Origin of the sequence: Sneathiella sp., assembly GCF_041689005.1 — a bacterium.
Taxonomy (GTDB): Bacteria; Pseudomonadota; Alphaproteobacteria; order Sneathiellales; family Sneathiellaceae; genus Sneathiella.
The window spans coordinates 1-23040 of record NZ_JBDNHC010000100.1; the positions used below are offsets into that span (position 1 = coordinate 1).

Annotated in this window: 23 protein-coding genes and 1 pseudogene; 16 read left to right on the top strand and 8 right to left on the bottom strand. The window is 52.8% G+C overall.

Features of this window, described 5'->3' with window-relative positions:
- The 4 genes from ACESNI_RS11775 to ACESNI_RS11790 all read left to right on the top strand — a co-directional run.
- Positions 1–1579 (top strand): acyl-CoA dehydrogenase (locus ACESNI_RS11775; RefSeq protein WP_373086914.1); only part of this gene is annotated, 1579 nt, incomplete at its 5' end.
- Between the two features lie 92 nt (positions 1580–1671).
- Positions 1672–2730 (top strand): MBL fold metallo-hydrolase, encoded by a 1059-nt coding sequence (locus ACESNI_RS11780; protein WP_373086916.1) that lies wholly within the window; start codon positions 1672–1674, stop codon positions 2728–2730.
- A gap of 51 nt (positions 2731–2781) precedes the next feature.
- Complete coding sequence (locus tag ACESNI_RS11785; RefSeq protein WP_373086919.1) at positions 2782–3579, top strand: enoyl-CoA hydratase/isomerase family protein; 798 nt, start codon at positions 2782–2784, stop codon at positions 3577–3579.
- A gap of 26 nt (positions 3580–3605) precedes the next feature.
- Positions 3606–4430 carry an SDR family oxidoreductase gene (locus ACESNI_RS11790; protein ID WP_373086921.1) on the top strand — a complete coding sequence of 275 codons (825 nt, stop codon included), beginning with the start codon at positions 3606–3608 and terminating at the stop codon, positions 4428–4430.
- Between the two features lie 16 nt (positions 4431–4446).
- On the opposite strand, the gene hemA is transcribed toward ACESNI_RS11790, so the two are convergent.
- From hemA to pdxH, 4 genes are all read right to left on the bottom strand, one after another.
- Positions 4447–5661: a 5-aminolevulinate synthase gene (hemA, locus tag ACESNI_RS11795; protein ID WP_373086923.1), complete on the bottom strand. Its 1215-nt coding sequence runs from the start codon at positions 5659–5661 to the stop codon at positions 4447–4449.
- Between the two features lie 137 nt (positions 5662–5798).
- Positions 5799–6683, bottom strand: coding sequence for a universal stress protein (locus ACESNI_RS11800; RefSeq protein WP_373086926.1), 885 nt, complete (start codon positions 6681–6683; stop codon positions 5799–5801).
- 79 nt (positions 6684–6762) lie between these two features.
- Positions 6763–7728, bottom strand: coding sequence for a cation diffusion facilitator family transporter (locus ACESNI_RS11805; RefSeq protein WP_373086928.1), 966 nt, complete (start codon positions 7726–7728; stop codon positions 6763–6765).
- A 12-nt stretch (positions 7729–7740) separates the two neighbouring features.
- Complete coding sequence (gene pdxH / locus ACESNI_RS11810; protein ID WP_373086930.1) at positions 7741–8331, bottom strand: pyridoxamine 5'-phosphate oxidase; 591 nt, start codon at positions 8329–8331, stop codon at positions 7741–7743.
- 216 nt (positions 8332–8547) lie between these two features.
- Between pdxH and ACESNI_RS11815 the strand changes: the two genes are divergently transcribed.
- From ACESNI_RS11815 to ACESNI_RS11845, 7 genes and pseudogenes are all read left to right on the top strand, one after another.
- Positions 8548–9030, top strand: a complete 483-nt coding sequence (locus ACESNI_RS11815) for an RT0821/Lpp0805 family surface protein (RefSeq protein WP_373086932.1) — start codon at positions 8548–8550, stop codon at positions 9028–9030.
- Positions 9031–9094: 64 nt separating this feature from the next.
- A complete protein-coding gene (locus ACESNI_RS11820; protein WP_373087004.1) occupies positions 9095–10429 on the top strand; it encodes a hypothetical protein in 1335 nt (444 codons plus the stop codon).
- A gap of 106 nt (positions 10430–10535) precedes the next feature.
- Entirely contained in the window at positions 10536–11447 is a 912-nt protein-coding gene (locus ACESNI_RS11825) for a DnaJ C-terminal domain-containing protein (RefSeq protein WP_373086934.1), read from the top strand.
- 160 nt (positions 11448–11607) lie between these two features.
- Positions 11608–12417 (top strand): enoyl-ACP reductase FabI, encoded by an 810-nt coding sequence (gene fabI / locus ACESNI_RS11830; protein WP_373086936.1) that lies wholly within the window; start codon positions 11608–11610, stop codon positions 12415–12417.
- A gap of 31 nt (positions 12418–12448) precedes the next feature.
- Positions 12449–13525, top strand: a pseudogene (gene aroC / locus ACESNI_RS11835) (chorismate synthase).
- Positions 13526–13561: 36 nt separating this feature from the next.
- Positions 13562–14140: a peroxidase-related enzyme gene (locus ACESNI_RS11840; RefSeq protein WP_373086938.1), complete on the top strand. Its 579-nt coding sequence runs from the start codon at positions 13562–13564 to the stop codon at positions 14138–14140.
- 99 nt (positions 14141–14239) lie between these two features.
- On the top strand, positions 14240–14629 hold the full coding sequence (locus ACESNI_RS11845) for a DoxX family protein (protein ID WP_373086940.1): 390 nt from the start codon (positions 14240–14242) through the stop codon (positions 14627–14629).
- 56 nt (positions 14630–14685) lie between these two features.
- On the opposite strand, the gene ACESNI_RS11850 is transcribed toward ACESNI_RS11845, so the two are convergent.
- From ACESNI_RS11850 to ACESNI_RS11860, 3 genes are all read right to left on the bottom strand, one after another.
- A complete protein-coding gene (locus ACESNI_RS11850; RefSeq protein ID WP_373086942.1) occupies positions 14686–15468 on the bottom strand; it encodes a thermonuclease family protein in 783 nt (260 codons plus the stop codon).
- A 95-nt stretch (positions 15469–15563) separates the two neighbouring features.
- Positions 15564–16526 carry a tRNA dihydrouridine(20/20a) synthase DusA gene (gene dusA, locus ACESNI_RS11855; RefSeq protein WP_373086945.1) on the bottom strand — a complete coding sequence of 321 codons (963 nt, stop codon included), beginning with the start codon at positions 16524–16526 and terminating at the stop codon, positions 15564–15566.
- A gap of 29 nt (positions 16527–16555) precedes the next feature.
- A complete protein-coding gene (locus tag ACESNI_RS11860) occupies positions 16556–16786 on the bottom strand; it encodes a hypothetical protein (protein WP_373086947.1) in 231 nt (76 codons plus the stop codon).
- 1 nt (position 16787) lies between these two features.
- On the opposite strand from ACESNI_RS11860, the gene metG reads away from it, so the two are divergent.
- From metG to ACESNI_RS11875, 3 genes are all read left to right on the top strand, one after another.
- The gene (metG, locus tag ACESNI_RS11865) at positions 16788–18479 is read left to right on the top strand and encodes a methionine--tRNA ligase (RefSeq protein WP_373086949.1); all 1692 of its coding nucleotides are present in this window, start codon (positions 16788–16790) and stop codon (positions 18477–18479) included.
- A gap of 109 nt (positions 18480–18588) precedes the next feature.
- Positions 18589–19206 (top strand): TadE/TadG family type IV pilus assembly protein, encoded by a 618-nt coding sequence (locus ACESNI_RS11870; RefSeq protein ID WP_373086952.1) that lies wholly within the window; start codon positions 18589–18591, stop codon positions 19204–19206.
- A 29-nt stretch (positions 19207–19235) separates the two neighbouring features.
- On the top strand, positions 19236–19865 hold the full coding sequence (locus ACESNI_RS11875; protein WP_373086954.1) for a TadE/TadG family type IV pilus assembly protein: 630 nt from the start codon (positions 19236–19238) through the stop codon (positions 19863–19865).
- 499 nt (positions 19866–20364) lie between these two features.
- Here the strand turns inward: ACESNI_RS11875 and ACESNI_RS11880 are convergent, their stop codons facing one another.
- Positions 20365–21981, bottom strand: coding sequence for a pilus assembly protein TadG-related protein (locus ACESNI_RS11880; protein WP_373086957.1), 1617 nt, complete (start codon positions 21979–21981; stop codon positions 20365–20367).
- Between the two features lie 483 nt (positions 21982–22464).
- Between ACESNI_RS11880 and ACESNI_RS11885 the strand changes: the two genes are divergently transcribed.
- The gene (locus ACESNI_RS11885; RefSeq protein WP_373086959.1) at positions 22465–22692 is read left to right on the top strand and encodes a Flp family type IVb pilin; all 228 of its coding nucleotides are present in this window, start codon (positions 22465–22467) and stop codon (positions 22690–22692) included.
- Positions 22693–22802: 110 nt separating this feature from the next.
- On the top strand, positions 22803–23021 hold the full coding sequence (locus tag ACESNI_RS11890) for a Flp family type IVb pilin (RefSeq protein ID WP_373086962.1): 219 nt from the start codon (positions 22803–22805) through the stop codon (positions 23019–23021).
- Positions 23022–23040: the final 19 nt, after the last annotated feature.

Below are 23040 nucleotides of genomic sequence, written 5' to 3' on the forward strand. Positions count from 1 at the left end.
CCCGGATGGCTGGACGGAGGCCTATGCCCAATTTGTCGAAGGTGGCTGGAACGGGATTTCCGCACCAGAGAAATATGACGGCGGTGGACTGCCAAGCGCGGTGGCACTGGCAACCGTGGAGATGTGGAACTCGGCCAACCTCGCATTTTCGCTATGCCCGCTACTGACGCAGGGCGCGATCGAATCCATTCTGGCCCATGGCACGGCAGAACAACAGGCGACCTATCTTAAAAAACTGGTGAGTGGCGAATGGACGGCGACCATGAACCTGACTGAGAGTCAGGCCGGGTCTGATGTCGGCGCGCTCCGGACCAAGGCGGAACCGGCTGAAGACGGCAGCTGGCGTATTTCGGGTCAGAAAATTTTCATTACCTACGGCGAGCATGAGCTAAGCGAGAATATTATTCATCTGGTCTTGGCGCGCACACCGGGCGCCCCCGCTGGAACCCGGGGTATATCGCTGTTTATCGTGCCCAAATATCTCGTCAATGAGGATGGGACGCTGGGTGCGCGCAACGATCTTAAATGTGTGTCGCTCGAAGAAAAAATCGGTATTCACGCGAGCCCGACGGCAGTGATGTCCTATGGCGATGACGGAAATTGTATCGGCTACCTGCTGGGCAGTGAGAATAAGGGCATGGCCTGCATGTTTACAATGATGAACAGTGCCCGGCTCAATGTCGGGGTGCAAGGTTTGGCGATTGCCGAGCGCGCCTATCAGCAAGCGGTCGATTATGCCCGCGACCGGCGGCAGGGACAGGCCCCGGATATGCCCAAGAGCGAAATGACGACAATCGTCCATCATGCGGACGTGCGCCGGATGCTGATGACCATGCGCGCGAATATTGAGGCAATGCGCTGCCTGATCTATCTGAACGGTGAATGTCTCGACAAGGCCCATAACCACCCGGACGAAGACGTCCGCACTAACAGTATGGGGATGGCGGAACTCCTGACACCTTTGTCCAAGGCCTGGTCGACGGATTTGGGCGTTGAAATGGCGTCCCTCGCGGTGCAAGTTCATGGCGGCATGGGATTTATCGAGGAAACCGGCGTCGGGCAATATTATCGCGATGCCCGCATCCTGCCGATTTATGAGGGAACCAACGGCATTCAGGCGCTTGACCTTGTCGGACGCAAGCTGTCCTTGCAGGGCGGTGCCCCGGTCCGCCAGCTTTTCGCCGATATGGAGCAGACGATTGATCAGTTGCGACAGGATGGCGATGATCTTGCGGCCGTCTCGCGCCAGCTGAGCCTTTCCCTTGGTGCGCTGAAGGAGGCAACGGATTGGCTCTATAGCAATGCGCCGAATGACCCGAACGCAGCGCCCGCGGGGGCCACGCCCTATTTACGGATGTTCGCGACGACGGTGGGCGGATATCTTTTGGCCAAATCGGCACTGAAAGCCAGGAAAATGATCTCCGCCGGGGGCGGGGATACGGATTTCCTTGAAGCAAAAATAATTACATGCCGGTTTTTTGCGGCCCAGATCCTGCCCTCCGCGACGGCATTGCTGGCGGCGGTCACAGATGGCCCGGAAACGCTGTTCGCCATTGCTGAAGAGCGGCTTTCTGTCTAAAAATCAAGGCAATGTTTGACGTTAACGTAAACGTTAAATAAAATAGGTCACAAAGGATATTCTTTTCCTTTGTGAAATCACTAGGGTTCATAATGAAAAATCAAGAAATAGAATACCCGCTTGGCGCCAGACCTGGCGATGGCGAAATGCTAAAAATCCGCGACGGCCTGTACTGGGTTCGTATGCCGATCCCGATCGAAGGACTCGATTATATCAATCTCTACCTGATTGAGGACGATGACGGATGGACCATTGTTGATTCCGGGTTTAAATCTGAAAAAATCACGGAGCTATGGGAAATTATATTTAAGAAATTTCTTAAAGGAAAGCCTGTAACCAGATTAATTTGTACACATTTTCATCCCGATCATATGGGGCTTGCGGGATGGGTTACAAACCGCTGGAATATCCCGCTGACTATGACGTTCGGAGAATGGACATTCGGACGTATGCTGTATCTGGAGGCCTCGGAGAAAACCCCGGATTTCGTGGTCGACTTCTATGCTTCTATCGGCTTCAGTGAAAAGATGCTGGACAAAGTCCGAGCTCGTGGATTTAATCATTTCGAGCGTGCAATGACGCCCGTCCCCATGGGATTTAGCCGGATTGCCGACGGAGACGTGATCCGGATCGGCAAACGTGACTGGCAGGTCATCGTCGGTACAGGCCACGCGCCGGAACATGCATGCCTGTATGCGGCCGAGGAAGGTATTATGATCTCCGGCGATCAGGTGCTGCCACGCATTACACCGCATATCGGAGTATATCCGGCGGAACCGCTCGCTAACCCGCTTAAACAATTCATGCAATCTATTGATAAGCTGTCTAAATTACCGCGCGATACGCTTGTCCTTCCGGCCCATAATGACGTTTTTACCGGACTGCATAATCAGCTTGATTATTACAAATCACATCATACTGACAGGCTTAAAAAATTACTTGAAGCCTGTGATTCGCCGAAATCCGCCATCGACCTGTTGCCGGTTCTTTTCGATCGGGAGCTGACGGAATCGGATGTGAGACTGGCGATTTCCGAAGGGTTGGCCCATTGCCATTACTTGGTTGAGGAAGGCGATCTTGATCGCATCTGCGGCGAGGACGGCGTCTGGAAATTCCAGCGCCACGGGGCAAGACACAGGGCCGTTGCGTAAACAGGCGTAATTGCCGCTACTGAATTAAAAGCAAAAAGAAAGAATACTATCATGTCCAAAGATCTGCTCGTCACCCGCGACAACGGAATTGCCACGCTGACCATGAACCGCCCGGAGGCGCGCAACGCTCTCTCGCTCGATATGCGCGAAGGGCTGTTTCAGGCAGTGACTGAACTTGAGGTCGATGACGAGATCCGCTGCGTCGTGATCAAGGGCGCGGGGGAGCATTTTATGGCTGGTGGCGATGTCAAAGCCTTCAAGGACTTTGTCAAGATGGCCCCGCAGGAACGCCGTCAGAATTTCGAGCGACGCATTCACGGTTTGCATCCGACGATGTTTACACTCAGCCGCATGAAAAAGCCTGTGATTGCCAGTGTCCAGGGGGCCGCGGCGGGCTTTGGCCTTTCCTTGATGATGGCCTGTGACATGGTGATTGCCGCCGAAGATGCCTTTTTCACTCTCGCCTATATCAACATTGGCACGACCCCGGACGGGTCGGGGACCTACACCTTGCCGCGGATCGTCGGCATGAAAAAAGCCATGGAAATTGCGATGCTGGGGGATCGGATCAGCGCCCAGGAGGCGAAGGATATTGGGCTTATCAATTTTGTCGTCCCGACATCGGATCTTGCGGCAGAGACAGAAAAGCTCGCAAAGCGGCTGGCGAACGGACCGACGGTTGCTATCGGCCTGACAAAGCAACTTCTCAATACCTCCTTGAATAATGGAATGGAAGCGCAATTATCATTAGAGGCACAGAATTTTGCTGCCTGCGCTGCCAGCGACGACTGGGTGGAAGGCGTGACGGCCTTCGGTGAAAAAAGACGACCTGAGTTTAAGGGGAAATGACCAAAACTCTATAGGAGGAGATGGTGATGACTGATTTGAAAGGTAAAACGCTTTTTATTACCGGTGCGAGCCGGGGTATCGGTCTCGCCATCGGCAAACGTGCCGCCCGAGATGGCGCCAATGTGGTGGTTGCCGCGAAGACGGCCGAAGCGCATTCGAAACTCGCCGGCACCATCTATAGTGCGGCTGAGGAAATCGAGGATGCCGGGGGAAAAGCACTTCCCATAGTGGTTGACGTTCGGGATGAAGATACGGTCACAGCCGCGATTGAAAAGGCTGTTGAGACCTTTGGTGGCATTGATATCCTGATTAATAATGCCTCTGCTATCAGCCTGACCGGGACCCTGCAGACTCCGATGAAACGCTTTGACCTGATGCATCAGATCAATGTGCGCGGGACCTACCTCTGCTCGCAGAAGGCCATTCCATACCTGAAAAAGTCGAAAAATCCACATGTTCTCAACCTGTCGCCACCGCTGAATTTTGAAACTCGCTGGTTTGCGCCACATGTTGCCTATAGCATGGCGAAATATGGCATGAGTCTCTGTGTTCTCGGCATGTCGGAAGAATTCAAGCGCGACGGTATCGCCTTCAACGCCCTATGGCCGCGCACGGCGATCGCGACGGCGGCCATGGACCTGATCGGCGGCCCGGAGGTGCGGCGTAAATGCCGGAAAGTTGAGATCATGGCCGATGCAGCGCATATCATTCTTACGCGGCCAGCCCGGGAATTCAGCGGGAATTTCTGTATTGATGATGAGGTGCTGGCGTCAACCGGCGTATCCGACCTCGCTCGCTATCGCTTCGACAATGTCACCGAGCGTGAATTACTGCCGGATTTCTTTGTCTAAATGACGGGCTTCTCCGTCAGGCGGCCTGACGTAGGTCAAGCCGATGCCAGACATCTTTCAGGGCATTCACAAGCTCTGCCATCATGGCATCGTCATGGAATGGGGTCGGGGTGAGACGTAACCGTTCCAGACCACGAGGAACCGTCGGGTAATTGATCGGCTGGATATAGATGCCGTAATCATCGAGCAGCATATCGCTCGCCTGCTTGCAAAGCTCTGCGTTATATACCATCAGCGGTACGATATGAGTGACGGACGGGAGGATCGGTAGTCCGGCATCTGTCAGCAGGGATTTGAGGGTGGCGGCGCGCTCCTGATGCATGGCCCGCTCAAACCGGCTGGCTTTCAGGTGACGCACGCTGGCGAGCGCACCCGCCGACATCACCGGCGACAGTGTTGTCGTAAAAATAAACCCCTTGGCGTAGGAGCGAATGGCATCAATGATATTGCTGCTCGCGGTGATGAAGCCGCCGACGACGCCATAGGCCTTACCCAGGGTACCTTCGATGATATCGATACGGTCCATCAGGCCCTCCCGTTCTGCAACGCCGCCTCCCCGCAGGCCATAGAGGCCAACGGCATGAACTTCGTCAAGGTAAGTCATCGCCTTGTACCGATCTGCCAGATCGCAGAAATCACGAATGGGCGAGATATCGCCATCCATCGAATAGACCGATTCAAACGCAATGATTTTCGCGCGGGCCGGATCGATGGATTTTAGTTTGTCTTCGAGATCCCGCGCATCATTATGGCGGAATATAACCTTCTCACAACCTGCATGGCGCATCCCGTCGATCATTGACGCGTGATTAAGCTCATCCGACAGGATCACGCAATCGGGCAGTAACTTACCCAAAGTTGACAGAGTGGCGTCGTTGGAGACATAACCCGAAGTGAAAACGAGAGCGCTCTCTTTCATGTGTAGATCAGCGAGTTCCCGTTCCAGTTCGCAAATCATGCGGGTATTGCCCGAAATATTGCGGGTCCCCCCTGCACCGGCGCCGTAGGTGTCCGCGGCGTTCTTGATTGCCGCAACTACATCCGGGTGTTGTCCCATACCGAGATAGTCATTGGAACACCAGATGGTCACCTTCTGCTCGCTGCCATCTTCAAGAAACCGGGTTGCCATCGGGAAGTCGCCAGCATGGCGGCGGATTTCGGTGAAAACGCGATAACGGCTCTCGTCTTTCAAAGACTGAATGGCTCTTTCGAACATCCGTTCATAATTCATCGCGGTCACCTTACTTTTTGCGTTACATATACCGTTCTTTGCCAAGCTTGTTAAATATCCAAAATAACCATTCTCTGACAAGGGACAAATGGTCGCATTTATGCTTTCGCCGTCTGGATGGCGAGTCGTTTGGCCGCTTAATGGGCTAGCAGAACGGGAATAGGACAATGAGCAAGGATCTCCTCAGTCACCGCGCCAAAGAATAGTCTTCTCAGCCGACTCCGTGTATAGGCCCCCATGACAAGGAGGTCCGCATCACATTTTTTCGCCTGTGCCAGCAATGATTCGGCAGTCGATTTGCCGTTACTACCGGTTATTTCACACCTGTCCGCAGTTATGCCATGCATGGTCAGGTAGCGCAGAACGGCTTCAGGATGAATGTCCTCGTGCAGATCGTCGATGGCGGAAACCAGCATGACTTTTTCCGCTGCCTTTAAAAACGGCAATGAGTAGGTGAGGGCCCGGCTGGATTCGACCGATCCATTCCACGCAAGCACAACCCGTTTCCCGCAGTCCGCAGCAATCGCCTTGTCCATAAGAAGAACGGGCCGGCCAGTTTCGCGAAGGGCCGTGTTGATGATGAGGTCGTTGTTGATTTCCTCTTCGTCATTTTGTTTGCAAATGACAATGAGGTCGAACAATCGGCCATAACTATGCAGGGTATCCTCACGGTTGCCCTGCTTCTCGACAAAGCGGGCCGTGGCGCCGCCGGAGACCGGGCGGTCGGCAATGTCGTTAATCGCCGGGATGCTCATCCTGCTCGACATTTCATTGAACAGGGCATGGGCGCGTTGCCGGCGTTCTTCGCCGTCCTTTTCCGCCATTTCGATGACACTTTCAATCATTGTCGAGGTCATGCCCTCGCCAACGAAGGCCGCGGCAGTCCGCGGATCAATCTTGATATGCAGGGCATTCACATGGGCGCTGAAACGTGTTGCCAGATGGAAGGCACTCTCCAAGCTCTGTGCATCCGAATTATTTGCAGCGCCCGAAAGGGGAACGAGAATATTTTTAAAAGGCATATATTGTACTAACCTCCAAAGTTCCTTTTAAGTATAATGCTAACACCCTCATATTCAAAGAGTTCTTATTGAAAGACTGTCAATCGTCTTTTTCTTTTACACGCGGTACCTGTATGGGGTCCTGATGCACGATTGCCTCGGCTTCCGGATATTCCGCCATCAATCGGGTCTCAACCGCTTCCGAGATGGTATGGGCATCGCGAAGGCTGATCGAGCCATCCATGTCGATATGCATCTGAATGAAGACATGCTGGCCCGACCGGCGGGTTCTGAGGTCATGGAGACCGAAGACTCCTGCCTGTGCCATCACCAGGTTGGAAATATTGGCGCGTTCCTCCTCGCCCAGTTCCTCATCCATTAGCTCGGCAAAGGACGCGCGAATGATCAGAAAAGAATTATAAAGTAAAAACAAGGAGATGCCGACAGCAAATAATCCATCAACATAGGGTAAGTGAAAAATTAGATCGAGGATCAGGGCAACCATGACGCTGCCATTGATCAGGACATCGCCGAGGTAATGCAGGGAATCGGCGGTGATAGCCACGGACTTGGTGCGCCGGATGACATACCGCTGGTAACTCACGAGACCAATTGTCAGCAGGATCGAGATAACCATCACGATAATCCCGACATCGCTGGATTGAACCGTTTTAGGATTGTAAAGCCTTTCGGCGGCCTGAAACAGCAGAAAGACCCCAGACCCGGTAATCACTGCTGCCTGGAACAGCCCGGCGAGGGCCTCCGCCTTGCCATGACCATAGCGATGCTCCCGGTCGGCGGGGACGAGCGCATGGCGAACAGCAATCAGATTTATGAAAGAGGCGGCAAGATCGAGCATTGAATCGACAAGTGTCGAGAGTATTGCCACCGAATTGGTCATAAAATAGGCGACAAGTTTTATAGCAATCAGGACAATCGCCACAGCGACCGCGACCACCGTCGCCGAGCGCATCAATGCACCATTTTCGGTGGCCGTGTCATTGAGTGTGGCTTTCTCGAGCGTCGTGGTCACAGTTTCTGTCTTTCTGGTTTCGAACGCGGTCATTATGTTGGCATTTTAGGGGTAAAGAATGCTTTCTGTCCAACCTTCCGGCGTTTGCCGGTAAAGCCGCCGCTCATGCAGTCGGAACGGCCGATCGCGCCAGAATTCCATACGCGCCGGGATAACCCGAAAGCCGGACCAGTAGTCGGGCCGCGGGATTGAACTGACGCCGAATTTTGCCGCGTATTTAGCGACCGCCGTTTCCAGGGAAAACCGTCCGGCCATCGTCCGGGATTGCTGGCTGGCCCAGGCGCCAATGCGGCTGTCCCGCGGGCGGCTGTCAAAATATGCGTCGGCTTCGGCGTCACTGACCTTTTCGACGGTGCCCTGAATGCGGATACTCCGGCGCAGGGATTTCCAGTGAAAACACAGGGCTGCCTTGGGGTTTTCCTGTAACTCCGTCCCCTTTTGGCTTTCATAGTTCGTATAGAAGACAAATCCCCGTTCATCGGCATTTTTAAGCAACACCATCCGGACCGACGGCTGCCCGTCCTTATCTGCGGTTGCTAGCGACATGGCGGTTGGATCGTTGGCTTCGCTCTGCTCTGCTTCTGCCATCCAGCGCCGAAATTCGTCCAGCAATTCAGGGAATTTTTTCACAGTCATTTCAGCTTACTCGTCCTTAACCTGTCTCAGCACGTGAATTCGAATGAATTTAGACTGCTCCGACGGAATTGTCGATAAGGCTCGTATAATGGTCGTTATGAAAATATTCTGAAATTTAATGTGAACTGTGTTTTGCTATCATAGTTCATGTTGACCATATATACTGTTTTAAAAGTCTGTATTGGCATTTGCGTACAGGAAATGGATAAGGACGAGATGATGAAACGTGCGAATTACTTGGTAATGATCGTAGCCACGGCTGCCTTGGCGCTTGCCGGTTGTGCGGATCAGCAAAATAACCCGAAAACGACCGGTGGCAGCATTATCGGCGGTATTGGCGGTGCGTTGCTGGGGTCGGCATTTGGCAGTGGTACTGGACGGCTTGTTGCGGTTGGTGTGGGCACATTGGCCGGCGCCATGATCGGCCGCGAAGTCGGCAAGTCACTTGACGCAGCGGACCGCGCACAAATTGACCGTGCTGAAAACCAGGCAACGACGGCGCCGATCGGCCAGACAATTAACTGGAATAACCCGGACAGCGGAAATTCCGGCTCGATCACACCGGTTCGGGATGGAAATGCCCTAGATGGCCGTTATTGTCGGGAATTCCAGCAGACCGTTGAAATTGGCGGGAAACTCGAAAAAGGCTACGGCACCGCCTGTCGCCAGCCGGACGGGTCCTGGCAGATCATGAGCTAGAAAACCGGGTGACGAAACAGAGTATCCCTCACCACCAGCATATAGGAACCCGTTAACTATTGTGATGATTAGAATTAAAAGGTTAATAGGAGCCTCGACGCTCGGACTGTTGGTGTCGCTTGGCACTGGTCCGGTCGTGCAGGCAGGTTTCGGTGAAGGTGTTACGGCCTATGAAACGGGAAACTACGCCGCCGCTTTCGAGGAATGGTTACCACTGGCAAAGGCCAACGATCCGGCAGCAATGCGAAACGTCGGGCATTTATACCGTCGCGGCCTTGGCGTGGATCAGGACTATAAGAAGGCCTTTACCTGGTATATGCGGGCGGCAACTCTCGGCTTTGACCGGGCGCAGGCAAATGTCGCGGGAATGTATCTTGCCGGGGAAGGGGTCAGCCGCGATTACGGGTTGGCAGCCAACTGGTTTGCTAAGGCAGCCCAGCAGGGCCATGTCCTCTCCCAGTATCAACTTGGCTTGATGTTTGAAAATGGCGTCGGCGTCCAGAAAAGCGATGCCGCCGCGCTTGGATGGTACCGGCTTGCGGCGAAAGCAGGATATCCAGAGGCGCTTGACAAGGTTTCCCAACTGACGGCGGAACGCGATAATCCCGACACTATTGAGGCTAAACCAGAGATTGCCGCAGCGGAAGATACTGTAAAAACACCGACAAAAGCCGCCCCCGCCTCCGCTGCCTCTACCGCCTCCGCCAACTCCGCCGCCTCTACCGTTTCCACTGCGAGGGCCGCAACGCCTCCTGAAACGTCCGCTGCACCTGACACATCGAAAACATCGGTGACCGCCCCGACGAAAAAACCACAACCGATCCAGAAAAAGGGATTTTATGACGCCCTCAAATCCTTGGTGGTGACATCGACGGCAAACTCGGGCAAACCGGACGCGGCCACGGTGGATAGTGGAGAAGCGGCGACATCAGAAAACGAAGCGACGACCTCGCTGCAGAAGTCGCAAAGCCAAAAACAGGCGGCCACTACGCCCTCTGCACAAGCAACGACCCCCTCCAAGGCTGGATCAAAATCGACTGATCCGGTAAAAGTTGCTTCCGTTCCGACACCGGTGCAATCAGTGAAGGCGTCGGGCGGCGACGCAGGCCTCACCACGGCGGAAAGGCTGGAAATGGCGGATCTTTCCTATACCCTGAAGGAATATCAGCAGTCGCTGGCAATTTGGGCAAAACTCGCGACAGAGGGAAATGCTGAGGCCCAATACAGGCTGGGCATGCTGTTTGACAACGGGTTGGCCGTCCCTCTGGACCGTGTGCGGGCTCATTATTGGTGGGAAAAGGCAAAAGATAATGGATCGTCTGAAGCCGCGCTGGCGCTCGCTAGTCTCGAAAAATCCCTGACCTATGTAGAAAAAAGACAAATAGATAGGACAGATTAGTTAAATCCTGGGTGAAAAAGCATATATACTGGAGTAGATTGGTATTGGCGCCCGAGGGCGACGAGCTAAAAATTGAGTCAGATTTCAGGATCCAGTACGGCATAGAATGAAAAATTTATATAGCATTTTGGAAATAGAAAAGGGCGCAAGCCAGAAGGAAATAAAATCTGCTTATCGCCGTTTGGCGAAGAAGCATCATCCTGACGCTAACCCCGGCGACACCAAGGTTGACGAAAAATTTAAGGAAATATCCGCCGCCTATCACATTCTGAGCGACGAGACACAACGGGCGCGGTATGACCGCGGCGAGATTGACGAAAGCGGACAGGAGAAAATGTCCGGATTTGGCGGCCGGCGCCAGACCTCCGGGTTTGACCCAAGCAATGGGGGCGGTTTTGAAGGTGGCGCGGAAGACATTTTTTCCGAGATTTTCGGTAATTTTCGCGGTGGTAGCTTTCGTGGGCGCATGCCAGAACGAGGTCAGGACCGGAAGTTCGCTATTGAAATCGAGTTTGTTGAGGGCGCACTCGGCGGCAAGCGGCGCCTGACCATGGGCGATGGCGGTCGTACGCTCGATGTTAACATCCCGGCAGGTGTAACCGACGGTCAGCAGATACGTCTCAAAGGCCAGGGAGAGGCGGGCAGTGGCGGGGCGCCGGCGGGGGATATCCTCATAAATGTCTCGGTAAAAAAACACAGCCTGTTCAAACGTGAGGGCAAGAACATTCTTGTGGAACTTCCCATAAGCCTGCCAGAAGCCGTTCTCGGCGCAACTGTCAAGGTTCCCACAGTCGACGGCACCGTCAATCTGAAAGTTCCTGCAGGCTCGAACACGGGATCGGTTCTACGGCTGAAAGGCAAGGGAGTCGGCTCGCGAACCAAGGATCAGCGCGGCGATCAACTCGTAAAATTGAAGGTTGTTCTGCCGGAGAACCAGGATACGGAACTTCAGGATTGGGTGACAAAATGGTCCGAGACCCATGACTATGACGCGCGCTCCAAACTCAAAGCGAGTTAGGGGCTGGACCCCTGAACACAAACATATTTTAGAGTAATGTAACGGTCCTGATCTCAAGTGTTAAAAGGAAATCAGGGAATAAGTCTTTTGACTGCATTTGTCAGGCGGGATAAAAAGAATTAACTAGCGTAATTATACGTAATGAGTGAGGGGGTTGTGTATGGCGCAGCAGAACGGTCTGATGACAGGCAAAAGAGGGCTGATTATGGGGGTCGCTAATAATCATTCCCTCGCTTGGGGAATTGCCCAGTCATTACATGAACACGGGGCGGAGATTGCCTTCACCTATCAGGGAGAGGCCCTTGGAAAGCGGGTGACCCCGCTGGCCGAAAGTCTTGGCTCCGATACCGTCCTCGAATGCGATGTGACCGACGACGCATCAATGGACGCGGTCTTCGCAGCATTGAAGGAGAAATGGGGAAAAATTGATTTTTTCGTCCATGCCATCGGCTTTTCTGACAAGAACCAGTTACGCGGGAATTTCTCGGATACGACGCGCGAAAACTTTGCCCTGACTATGGATGTCTCCTGCTTTTCCTTTATAGCGCTGGCAAAGCGGGCTTCCGCCCTGATGACCGACGGGGGCAGCATGGTAACGCTCACCTATTACGGAGCGGAGCGGGTCATTCCGCATTACAACATCATGGGCGTCGCCAAGGCGGGACTTGAGGCGGCAGTCCGCTATCTTGCGGTGGAAATGGGCAAGAATAATATTCGCGTCAATGCGCTGTCCGCCGGACCGATCAAGACGCTGGCCGCCTCGGGCATTGGGGATTTCCGCTATATCCTGAAATGGAATGAGTATAATTCACCGCTGAAACGCAACGTCACTATTAACGACGTCGGCGGCTCAGCGCTGTATCTGCTCAGTGATATCGGGGCCGGTGTCACCGGGGAAACCCATCATGTGGACGCAGGGTATCACGTGGTCGGCATGAAGGCTGAAGATGCGCCGGATATTACAAAATAATTCAGTTACAATTTGTTAGGCGGTAGGTCTCATGTCCCACAATAGCTTTGGCCATCTGTTTCGGGTGACCACCTGGGGAGAAAGTCACGGCCCAGCGCTTGGGTGCGTGGTTGATGGCTGTCCGCCGCTGCTTGAGGTGAGCGAAGCAGACCTGCAGGGCTGGATGGACCGTCGCAAGCCTGGCCAGTCGCGTTTTACCACCCAGCGGCGCGAACCTGACGAAGTTGAAATCCTTTCCGGCGTTTTTGAAGGCAGGACCACCGGGACTCCCATTAGCCTGATGATCAAGAATGTGGATCAGCGATCGAAGGACTATGGTGACATCAAGGAAAAGTTCCGTCCGGGCCATGCTGATTTTACTTATCAAACGAAATATGGCATCCGCGACTACCGCGGCGGGGGGCGATCCAGTGCCCGTGAAACCGCCGCGCGCGTGGCAGCAGGGGGAATTGCCCGCAAGGTGCTGGGAAATAGCGTAAAAATTAAGGGCTATCTGACGCAGATCGGGGATCGGCAGATTGATCGCAACCGCCTCGATATGGCGGAAATCGACAACAACCCATTTTGGTGCCCGGACCCAGGCATGATCGAAAACTGGACTGTCTAGCTTGATGCGATCCGTAAAGCTGGCTCGTCGGTGGGCGCCGTGATCGAGGTAGTGGCCTCCGGGGTCCCTGCGGGCCTCGGCGCGCCTATATATGGAAAGCTTGATTCTGATCTTGCTGGTGCCATGATGACCATCAACGCGGTTAAGGGCGTTGAGATCGGCGACGGTTTTTCGACGGCAGCGCTTACGGGCGAGACGAACGCCGACGAAATGCGCTACAGTAACGAGGGCACTCCCCGATTTACGAGCAACCACGCGGGCGGGGTATTAGGCGGCATTTCGACCGGGCAGGACATTGTCGTTCGCTTCGCCGTCAAACCGACCTCCTCCATCCTGAAACCTCGCGATACGGTTGATCTTCAGGGAAACGACACCGAGATCCAGACCAAGGGCCGTCATGACCCTTGTGTTGGCATACGGGCCGTTCCGGTGGGAGAGGCGATGATGGCCTGCGTCCTCGCCGATCATCTGTTGCGCCATCGCGGCCAGAACGGTACATAACGAACAGCCCTTAGCGGGAATGATTGGAGAGACCCCATGTCACAGCCTAAATATATTCATGCCCTTGATATCCCGGTTCCGGTGCGCGCGGAACTGGACGCCGGAACACAGAAATATTTCGCTCTATGCGATGAGAAGCTGGGCATGGTGCCGAATGTTCTCGCCTCCTACAGTTTTAATGCGGCAAAGCTGCGGGCCTTCTCAGATATGTACAGCGAACTGATGCTGGGCGAGTCTGGCCTTACCAAGCTGGAACGGGAAATGATCGCGGTTGCGGTTTCTTCCGTCAATAACTGCTTTTATTGCCTGACCGCACATGGCGCGGCGGTACGGGAACTTTCGGGCGACCCCATCCTTGGCGAGCTCATGGTGATGAATTACCGGGCTGCTGAGCTCTCGCCGAAACAAAGGGCGATGCTCGATTTTGCTTATAAACTCACGAAATCCCCGAATGAAATAGAAGAAAGTGATCGGCAGGCCCTCCGCGATGCGGGCTGGCGCGATCACGATATCTGGGATATATCAGCGGCCGCCTCGTTCTTCAATATGAGTAATCGGATGGCCTCGGCCATCGATATGATGCCGAACGAGGCCTATCACAGTCAGGCCCGATAATTTCGGGGACCCCCGCAATGATGTTTGGTTGGCGGTGAAATTCTTTCTGCCTTATACTGATCTTGGCGCGAAAAATACATTCTCTGAGAGGCTGACACCATGGAAAAGTTGAACCCCGTCTTTGACCTGGTTGGACGGATTTTTATTGCATTGTTGTTTATTCCTGCGGGTATAGGCAAGATTAACAGCTATGCAGGCACCCAGGGCTACATGGAATCCGTCGGGACACCGGGAATCCTTCTGCCCCTCGTCATCCTTGTTGAGCTTGGAGGCGGAATTGCCATTCTCCTTGGCTGGCAGACGCGGATCGCGGCCTTTTTACTCGCCGGTTTTTGTCTGGTGTCGGCTGTATTGTTTCACTACCACCCCGCAGACCAGATGCAGATGACCAACTTCATTAAAAACATTGCCCTCGCAGGTGGGTTGCTCTTTCTCGTCGCCAATGGCGCCGGCGCCTGGAGCCTGGACAGATGGCGTAGCCGCGTCTGAAATATTTTCCGCATCGAAGAAAAAATCCCGCTGTAAAAAGCGGGATTTTTAATAGCCTAGTCATATGATCTCTGGTGTCGCCATCCGGCGGCCACAGCCTCTTTTTCTGAACAGAACCACCGTTCTCCCTTGCTCATATTAATTCCGGTTTCCTCGTACCAGCGCTCGCCGGGTAAATGATAAATATTCCCATTCTCACTTATATTTCCCTTGATATTGCAATTGCGCGTGCCTCTGGCGGCGGTACTGATATTGTCGGATTCATGATCGCGGCGCCAAACCCAAGGGATTTGAAAACTCCCGTCCCATATTCCTTTCTCGGCTTGTTTCGCAATATCTTCTTTTGCCGCATATTTGTCGCTGTAGTGGCGGTAGGCGACGGCCCATCCTGCGCTTACCATCTCGGCGTTGATATCGCGGGTTCCGATGTAACAGGTCGCCAGTAGCCGCCCATATTTGTCCATTGACCTACTGTCACATTGCACAGGCTGATCGGCGATAAGGTCTTTCAGGAAATTGCGGGCGGCTATGCCGCATTGATATCGGGACCGGCTGGTGGAAATACAGGTTTGCTGGCTTTCCGGCGCATCTATGCCAGCCAGGCGGATCTTTTGACCCTTCATCCACAACGTATCGCCATCAACGATATGGACCGAACCGGCAATTTTCATCGGCGTCGAATAGTCGTTGGTGCGGGATAAAATCTGGGGGGCAAGGGAAATCACCACGCCGAGACTGACACTTGTGCCCGCAACCAAAAGTATCGTCAGGCAGTTTTTCTTGACGACTCTTAATTTTCGGGCGGCAAGATAACGTTTTAGGTCAGTGACAACAGACAAAACTTGCTCCAGTTTAAACGGACTTAAAGTCGCCGTTCAATTCTGGGCTGTAGATATTAAGAAATCGTAATATCCAGCATGGTATTTTGTCTGTATTAACGGGTTTTGGCCGCGGCTTCATTCAACAGGTCGGGAGTCGCCCCTTTCAGATGAGCGTTCTCGGAGATATGGCGGCGCCAGGCGCGGGCGCCGGGGCGGCCCTGAAACAATCCGAGCATATGGCGAGTGATCGATTTGAGAGGGACGCCCTGTGCCATTTCCCGGTCGATATAGGGCAGGATTTTCTCGACCACCTCGCGTCGTTCCGGTGTGTTTTCGTCCTGGCCATAATAACGCTTGTCGATTTCGGCAAGAAAATAGGGGTTCTGGTAAGCCTCCCGTCCGATCATGACGCCATCAACATGCGCGAGATGGTTGTCGATTTCCTCGCATGTCTGAATGCCGCCGTTCAGGATAATCTCAAGCTCGGGAAAGTCTTTTTTAAGCTGGTAGACACGGTTGTAGTCGAGAGGTGGAATGGTCCGGTTTTCCTTGGGGCTGAGCCCGGTCAGCCAAGCCTTGCGGGCATGAATGATGAAGGTTTCACAGCCTGCGGCCTGAACGGTTCCGATAAACCGGGTCAGATGCTCATACTGATCGAGATCATCAATGCCGATCCGTGTCTTGACCGTGACGGGCAGGGAGGTCGCCGCCGACATGGCGGAAACACAGGCGGCGACCGTTTCCGGCTCCGCCATCAGGCAAGCCCCAAAGCGGCCGGTCTGCACACGATCTGAGGGGCAGCCAACATTGAGGTTTATTTCCTGATATCCGTAGTCTTCGGCAATCTTGCAGCATTTAGCGAGCGCCTCCGGCTCACTGCCGCCAAGTTGTAGCGCCAGCGGTTGTTCCGCCGGGTGAAAGCGCAAATGCCGGTCCGCATCCCCAAACAGGATCGCTCCGGTCGTCACCATCTCCGTATAAAGCAGCGCATGGGAGGTGATCAGGCGCAGAAAATACCGGTCATGCCGGTCCGTCCAGTCCATCATGGGCGCAATACTGATTATGCGATCGGGCATAGGGGCGGTGTTTCTGAATATCCTGTGCGTCATGATTGTAAGTGACGGTAATCTATCCAAAAAGCATCGGGGATGCTATAAGAAACGCTGCTTTTTGCAGTTGTTTCAATATCGGGCTCCATTCTGCCCCGAAAGCCGCATACCGGGATTTTTCGTCGATAAATGGCGATCGCCTTATTGTTTGCTTTGCCCCGCTTCGCAAGTTCCTGTAAAAGAAGCACAAATATCAACAAGTCGCACGTACAGGAATCAACAGCCATAATGACACGCCATCTTATCACGTCAGCTTTGCCTTATATCAATGGTGTTAAACATCTGGGAAACCTGATCGGATCGATGCTGCCGTCGGACTTGTATGCGCGCTATCTTCGGGCGCGGGGGGAAGAGGTCCTGTTTATCTGCGCGACAGATGAGCATGGAACGCCCGCAGAATTGGCGGCCCTGGCCGCCCATCAGGACGTAGCAGAGTTTTGTAAGGAGCAGCATAAGGTGCAGGCCGATCTCGGGGCGGCATTTGATCTGTCTTTTGACTATTTTGGCCGGTCATCCTCCCCGCAGAACCGGGAGTTGACCCAGCATTTTGGCCGCAAGCTTCTGGAAAACGGGTTTATAGACGAACGGGTGACGCGGCAGGTCTATTCCGTCGGCGATGGTCGTTTTCTGCCGGACCGCTATGTCGAGGGAACCTGTCCGCATTGCGGGTATGACAAGGCGCGGGGGGATCAATGCGAGAACTGCACCCGCATACTTGACCCGACCGACCTCCTGGATCCACGCTCGGCTATTTCGGGCAGCACCAACCTTGAAGTGCGCGAGAGCAAGCACCTTTTTCTTCTGCAATCAAAACTGGCCGGCGAAATTCGCAACTGGGTCAACCGTCATCAGGATTGGCCGGTTCTGGTGTCCTCCATTGCACTCAAATGGCTGGACGAGGGGCTGCATGACCGTGGCATTACCCGCGATTTGAAATGGGGTGTGCCGGTGGACCAGCCCGGACTGGAGGACAAGGTTTATTACGTCTGGTTTGATGCGCCCATTGAGTATATCGCGGCGACGAAGGAATGGGCGGATGTGGACCCGGACGCCCGCGACTGGAAATCCTGGTGGTATGAGGCGGAGGATGTCCGCTACGTTCAGGTGATGGCAAAGGACAACGTTCCTTTTCATACAGTGACCTTTCCGGGCACCTTGCTGGCCAGCCGCGAGCCTTGGAAGATGGTTGATTACATCAAGGGGTTTAACTGGCTGAACTATTATGGCGGCAAATTTTCCACGAGCCAGAAGCGCGGTGTCTTTATGTCCGACGCTATCGAGCTGCTGCCCTCGGATTACTGGCGCTATTACCTGTTATCAAATGCACCTGAAACCTCGGATGCCAGTTTTACCTGGGATGGTTTTGCCGGTACGGTTAACAAGGATCTCGCAGATACGCTCGGTAATTTCGTCAACCGTACGCTTAAATTCTGTTCGTCTAAATTTGGCGATGCTTTGCCGGCAGGCGGTGAAATCGGTGAGCGGGAGCAAACTCTCGCCACGGTACTTGACGGCCGGTTAGCGGCCTATAACATCCATATGCAGGATATGCAGATCCGCAAAGCCATGCAGGAACTCCGCGCCATCTGGGTCATGGGCAATGAATATCTGACGGATGCTGCACCTTGGACAGTATTTAAGACTGATCCTGAAGTGGCCGCGCAAACTCTGCGCATTGCAATTAATTTGATCCGCATCTTCGCCATTTTAAGCGCGCCGGTTATCCCGAACGCGGCGGAGAAGATGGCGGCGGCACTCGGTTTGACGCTCTCACAGACAGACTGGGTTGAGGGCGATTTTCTGAATGAATTACAAATTCTTAAAGCCGGCCATGGGTTCGAGATCCCGGCTGTCCTGTTCCGCAAGATTTCCGATGACGAAGTCGCTGCCTGGGAACAGAAATTTGGCGGCGAAAGTTAATTTTCCAGCTTTGAATTGCTTCAGATTTTCCCTAATTTCGCGGCAGATCTTAACCGCACCTTAAGGGCTATGGGATATTCTTGCACAAAGATTTGTGGAAGGATCGACCATGATTTTACGCGCACTTCTAAAACGCCGGGTCCTAAAAGCATTTGCACAGGATACTCTTGGCGCGACCGCTGTTGAACTGGCGATGATCGCGCCTGTGCTGATCCTTGTTCTGGTGGGCATTATTGAGGTTAGCATGGCGATGTTCATCAATACCGTGGTGGAGGGAAGTCTCAAAGACGCCTCCCGCCTCGGGCTTACAGGGCAAATCCAGGAAGGTTCGAGCAATACACAGGCGTTGGTCGATATGCTCAATGACGCTTCTCTCGGCCTTTTGGGGCTGACGACCGCGGATGTGACAACGCTGGTATATGAGAATTTTGCCTATGTGGGGCAGGGCGAGGAATATATTGACCTGAACGGTGACGGCAACTGGACGCCGGGTCCCTTTACGGATACAGACGGCACCGTCTATCCCGCTGGCGAGCCTTGGGTGGAGGTCAACGGCAATGGTGTCTATGATGCGGATTTCGGCGTCGCCGGGCTCGGTGCGCAGGGGGATATTGTGCTTTACACTGTTAAATATAACTGGAATTTCCTAAGCGGACAGGTCATCCCGATCTTGAGCGGGATAATTCCAATGCATGCCTCCATCGTGGTGCGTAACGAGCCTTATTAATGCGCTATTACCTTCAATTGAGGTTTAAAATGAAGCGTTTACTTAAATCTACAGGCAACCGGATGTTAGGTCACATCTGTGCCTTTATCCGCAATCATCGCGGCGTGGCCATGACGGAATTTGCCTTGATGCTGCCGGTCCTGATGCTGCTCACCGCCGGCAGTTTTGAGGTTGCCCGCTACACCCTGATGACACAGAAAATGGATCGGATTGCGGCGACCCTATCAGACCTCATTGCCCGCTCCAATGTCGAGACTATTACCGAAACAGAAATCTCGAATATTATTGATTCTGCTCTTTTTATGGCGCAGCCGTTCGATATCAGCACGGGTAATATGATTATTCTGACCTCCGTTCAGGGCCGAACCGGACAGGCGCCGGAAATTCTGAGCCAGCGGGTCTCAGGGTCGATTTCCGGAGTCAGTAGCCCTATCGGTAGCACTGTCGGTGGCAACGCAATCTTGCCGACGGCCTTTCCAGATACGGGGTCGGGGGAAACGCTCGCCAATGGTGAGACGTTGATTGTCGCTGAAGCTTACTTTAATTATAGCCCGTATCTCACTGGCGGTATTGGATTTTTTGGTAACATGCTTATTCGCGGTCGGGCCTATTTCCGTCCCCGCTTTACCGACACTATCACCTTCCCCGCCGCGCCATAGATAATCATGTCGCGAAACGGTGGCGGCTCTAAGCAGGCATCTTTTCTATTTCATGTGCCCGACGGCGGCACACGGGGGTGGCAGAGTGCGGTTCCGGCGGGCTGACATTTCCAACTTATGATAACGCGATTAAGCTGTAATTACTGCCGGTGAAGAAATGCGCGCATCGGTAAAGATGTGGGCACTCATGTCTGCGTAGGAAACGCAGACCCGATCAAAGAGGTAATGGAGACGACGCCGGACCAGGATGAGGACAAAATTCTCTCGTCCCAGGCGGGTTGGGTGAAGGGTTTTGCCGAGCGATGCCTGACCGGAAGCCCTGTTTCTTCTCAAATAATCCAGCGGCGTCAACGAAGCACCTAATCTAGTTGATATATTGCTTCTTTGCAATATGCAGCCCTAGGAGGATTCTTCTAGGAGAGGTTGGGGGAAAATTGCTATGGAAAAAAGAGCAGTGGTAAAAACCACCGCTCTTTATCTGTTAGATATCGTGTTCTGCCTATTTCGAGATACGCAGATTACTAAGCTCTTCGCCGATGGTGTTAAAATGGTCCTCCAGATCGTCGGCAGACAGAGCGACAAAGGCATGTTTCGGCGACGTTGCACAGCTTTTCATCATACTGGAATTGCCGTCGACGAGCAGGATCGTATAGATGATGATCCCGGCACTTTTCATAGCCGCGCAGGTGGCCAAAACTTTAGCATCAGAAATAGCAGCATAGTTAGAGTATCCGTCTTTGCTATAAGTTGGGCGGTCGCTTCTCATAAAACCCGTAGTGCCGTCGTAAAGAGAGCCGTACGGCTGAGATACGCCTTTTTTCTTCTGACGTGCATAAGCATTATAGCGGCTGCTGCCGATCGTATTATCGCCGTCAGTCATCAGGATGACGACTTTATCCATATAAGTTTCGTTATAATTGAGCGGCAGCGTCGTATAAGGAACTTGCGGGCTGACCTTGGTGTTTGTCGGCATATTGAGCGTCGACGATCCATACCAAAGCCCATTCCAGCGCGGCGACACCGCGCGCCATCCCCAGACCATTCCGATATTGACGGCGGTGTTGCCCTGGGCGGTCATATCATCGATATGTGCGTCGATTGTTGATCTTTCCGCCGTGAGTGGCAAGACAGAGGTAAGTGGGCAATTGTAATTCGGACCTTTTGTATCGTTAATACTGTAGCTTGTTGTTGTGTTGCCCCATTTTGTTGTCGTGGTTATCCAGTTATTTGTACTATGATCGTTGCCGAAATAAGGGACAAAGTCTTTCGCTGGCGGGTCATCTGACACGTCGACGGTACCGTCAATCAGGTCGTCCCGCATTTCAACACAGCCGCGCCAGCCGTAGACGGTATCACTAATGCCGTCGCCCGTAACATCCCGTCCAAGGGCTGTATTATCGCTGTCCTGAGTATAAATACTGCTACTATTACTGAGAATATTATTACGATCGGCGTTGCTTAAGAAATTGATGTTTTGCGGACCGATATTTACAGTAACGTTATAAGGGACGATACCAACCCAGAGTTTGTCCTGGGTTTCCTCATCGCCATAAAGGATTTGGATCAGGTTATGTGAGGCAGATTTTAATTCGGCCATCCGAGTACTACCCCCGAGGCTGTAATCCATGGACCCCGTGTTATCGAGAACCAAAACCAATTCCATGCCGCGGTTATCGCGTTTGATCTGTGTGCTGGCGCCGACGGTCAGTTCCGGTTGACCGAGAACATTCATAAACGTCGTCCCCATATCCGCGCGCACGTTCAGCGTGATATTTTGCCTAGTTGCATCCCACGACACAGTAGATGCGTTCATGGTGATGGCGGCAGTGCCCATAAAGCCCGGCGGAAAATTGGCGTCGAAGTATTTCTGCGCATCCGCGTAGATTTCAGAGTTAGGCGAAAAAATATTACGTCCTACTGCGAGCCCGGCCGCATCCAGCGCGGTGGAAAGCTTGCCCTTTAAAACATAGGCGCGTCCAAGATCAACCGAAAGACCGACCGCTCCAAAGAGGGGAATCGCAAGAAAAGCGACGATCACGGCCGACGCACCATGATTATTTCTGATAAATTTCTTAAGGGTCTGGCGAAGCAGGCCTGAAGCAATTTTCTTGTTCATGCGGCACCATATATTGAATATGACAAATCTTTATGCCGCTAATATCCCTCAAAAAGCTTAACGTTGATTAAAGAACAGGCCAAAATTTCCCATAATTTATACGAAAAACAATGACAAAGTAAAAATAAGTATAAAATAAATATACTTTAAATAAATACATAGTTATTAAAATAATTATGTATGTAAATAATGAACAAAAATAAAAAATATCTATTTTATAAAATTTTAGTAATATTATCACTCTCCATTACATGAAAAAAACTCGATCCTTTTAACTATTGATTAATCAATTCCGGTTTAAATGCTGTTCAAGGCGCGAGGCAAGACGAACTTGGGAAGCGCTTTATGATGTTAAGGGGCTTTGCAGGTTGCGGTTTACGCGGGCTAAAAAGTCTAGACGCCAAGGGGTAAGAAAGCCTTGCGGGGTTGAAAACCAAGTTTTGTTTAGTGTCAGGAAAAATTCCTGATTTTTAGGAGACTCAAATGATTAAAGTAATCCGTTCTTTCGTAAACGACGAGTCTGGTGCGACGGCCATTGAATATGGCCTGATTGCCGCCCTCGTTGCTCTTGTCGGTGTTGTCGCGTTCACGGCTCTTGGTGACACAATTGTCGGCGCATTCGATGACATTGCTTCTGCTTTGTGTAATGGTACAGGTGGTAACTATACTGTGTCTAACGCTGCGGCTGGCACTGCTGGTTCATGCACATAATACTTTTATTCGGAACGGGGCGCCCATCAACCGGCGCCCCTTTCACCTCTCCTAGTCAAAACATGTAAATTATTCCCGGATAAAGTCACTTAATCGAGCTGGAGGTTGCCATGTTGTGGTTTTCAAGTTTTCTTAAAGATGAAACCGGGGCCACAGCCATCGAATACGGGCTTATTGCATCTCTCGTCGCTATTGCTGGCATCGTCGCTTTTACGGCCACGGGTAACACAATCCTGACAGCCTTCACAAATATCTCTGACGACTTTTGCACAGCTGTCGGTGGAAATTTCACGATAACCGCGACGGGCGAGGATAGCTGCACATATTGACCCGTGTTTTTTCACGGTA

Bases quoted from the DNA above. Each gene is read 5' to 3' on its own strand.
- hemA (WP_373086923.1), bottom strand. From the start codon at position 5,661: ATGAATTATGAACGGATGTTCGAAAGAGCCATTCAGTCTTTGAAAGAC.
- ACESNI_RS11805 (WP_373086928.1), bottom strand. From the start codon at position 7,728: ATGACCGCGTTCGAAACCAGAAAGACAGAAACTGTGACCACGACGCTC.
- ACESNI_RS11860 (WP_373086947.1), bottom strand. From the start codon at position 16,786: ATGGCTGTTGATTCCTGTACGTGCGACTTGTTGATATTTGTGCTTCTT.
- dusA (WP_373086945.1), bottom strand. From the start codon at position 16,526: ATGCCCGATCGCATAATCAGTATTGCGCCCATGATGGACTGGACGGAC.
- ACESNI_RS11780 (WP_373086916.1), top strand. From the start codon at position 1,672: ATGAAAAATCAAGAAATAGAATACCCGCTTGGCGCCAGACCTGGCGAT.
- ACESNI_RS11785 (WP_373086919.1), top strand. From the start codon at position 2,782: ATGTCCAAAGATCTGCTCGTCACCCGCGACAACGGAATTGCCACGCTG.
- ACESNI_RS11880 (WP_373086957.1), bottom strand. From the start codon at position 21,981: ATGAACAAGAAAATTGCTTCAGGCCTGCTTCGCCAGACCCTTAAGAAA.
- metG (WP_373086949.1), top strand. From the start codon at position 16,788: ATGACACGCCATCTTATCACGTCAGCTTTGCCTTATATCAATGGTGTT.
- ACESNI_RS11840 (WP_373086938.1), top strand. From the start codon at position 13,562: ATGTCACAGCCTAAATATATTCATGCCCTTGATATCCCGGTTCCGGTG.
- pdxH (WP_373086930.1), bottom strand. From the start codon at position 8,331: ATGACTGTGAAAAAATTCCCTGAATTGCTGGACGAATTTCGGCGCTGG.
- ACESNI_RS11825 (WP_373086934.1), top strand. From the start codon at position 10,536: ATGAAAAATTTATATAGCATTTTGGAAATAGAAAAGGGCGCAAGCCAG.
- ACESNI_RS11875 (WP_373086954.1), top strand. From the start codon at position 19,236: ATGAAGCGTTTACTTAAATCTACAGGCAACCGGATGTTAGGTCACATC.
- ACESNI_RS11885 (WP_373086959.1), top strand. From the start codon at position 22,465: ATGATTAAAGTAATCCGTTCTTTCGTAAACGACGAGTCTGGTGCGACG.
- ACESNI_RS11790 (WP_373086921.1), top strand. From the start codon at position 3,606: ATGACTGATTTGAAAGGTAAAACGCTTTTTATTACCGGTGCGAGCCGG.
- ACESNI_RS11890 (WP_373086962.1), top strand. From the start codon at position 22,803: ATGTTGTGGTTTTCAAGTTTTCTTAAAGATGAAACCGGGGCCACAGCC.
- ACESNI_RS11800 (WP_373086926.1), bottom strand. From the start codon at position 6,683: ATGCCTTTTAAAAATATTCTCGTTCCCCTTTCGGGCGCTGCAAATAAT.
- ACESNI_RS11870 (WP_373086952.1), top strand. From the start codon at position 18,589: ATGATTTTACGCGCACTTCTAAAACGCCGGGTCCTAAAAGCATTTGCA.
- fabI (WP_373086936.1), top strand. From the start codon at position 11,608: ATGGCGCAGCAGAACGGTCTGATGACAGGCAAAAGAGGGCTGATTATG.
- ACESNI_RS11845 (WP_373086940.1), top strand. From the start codon at position 14,240: ATGGAAAAGTTGAACCCCGTCTTTGACCTGGTTGGACGGATTTTTATT.
- ACESNI_RS11820 (WP_373087004.1), top strand. From the start codon at position 9,095: ATGATTAGAATTAAAAGGTTAATAGGAGCCTCGACGCTCGGACTGTTG.
- ACESNI_RS11815 (WP_373086932.1), top strand. From the start codon at position 8,548: ATGATGAAACGTGCGAATTACTTGGTAATGATCGTAGCCACGGCTGCC.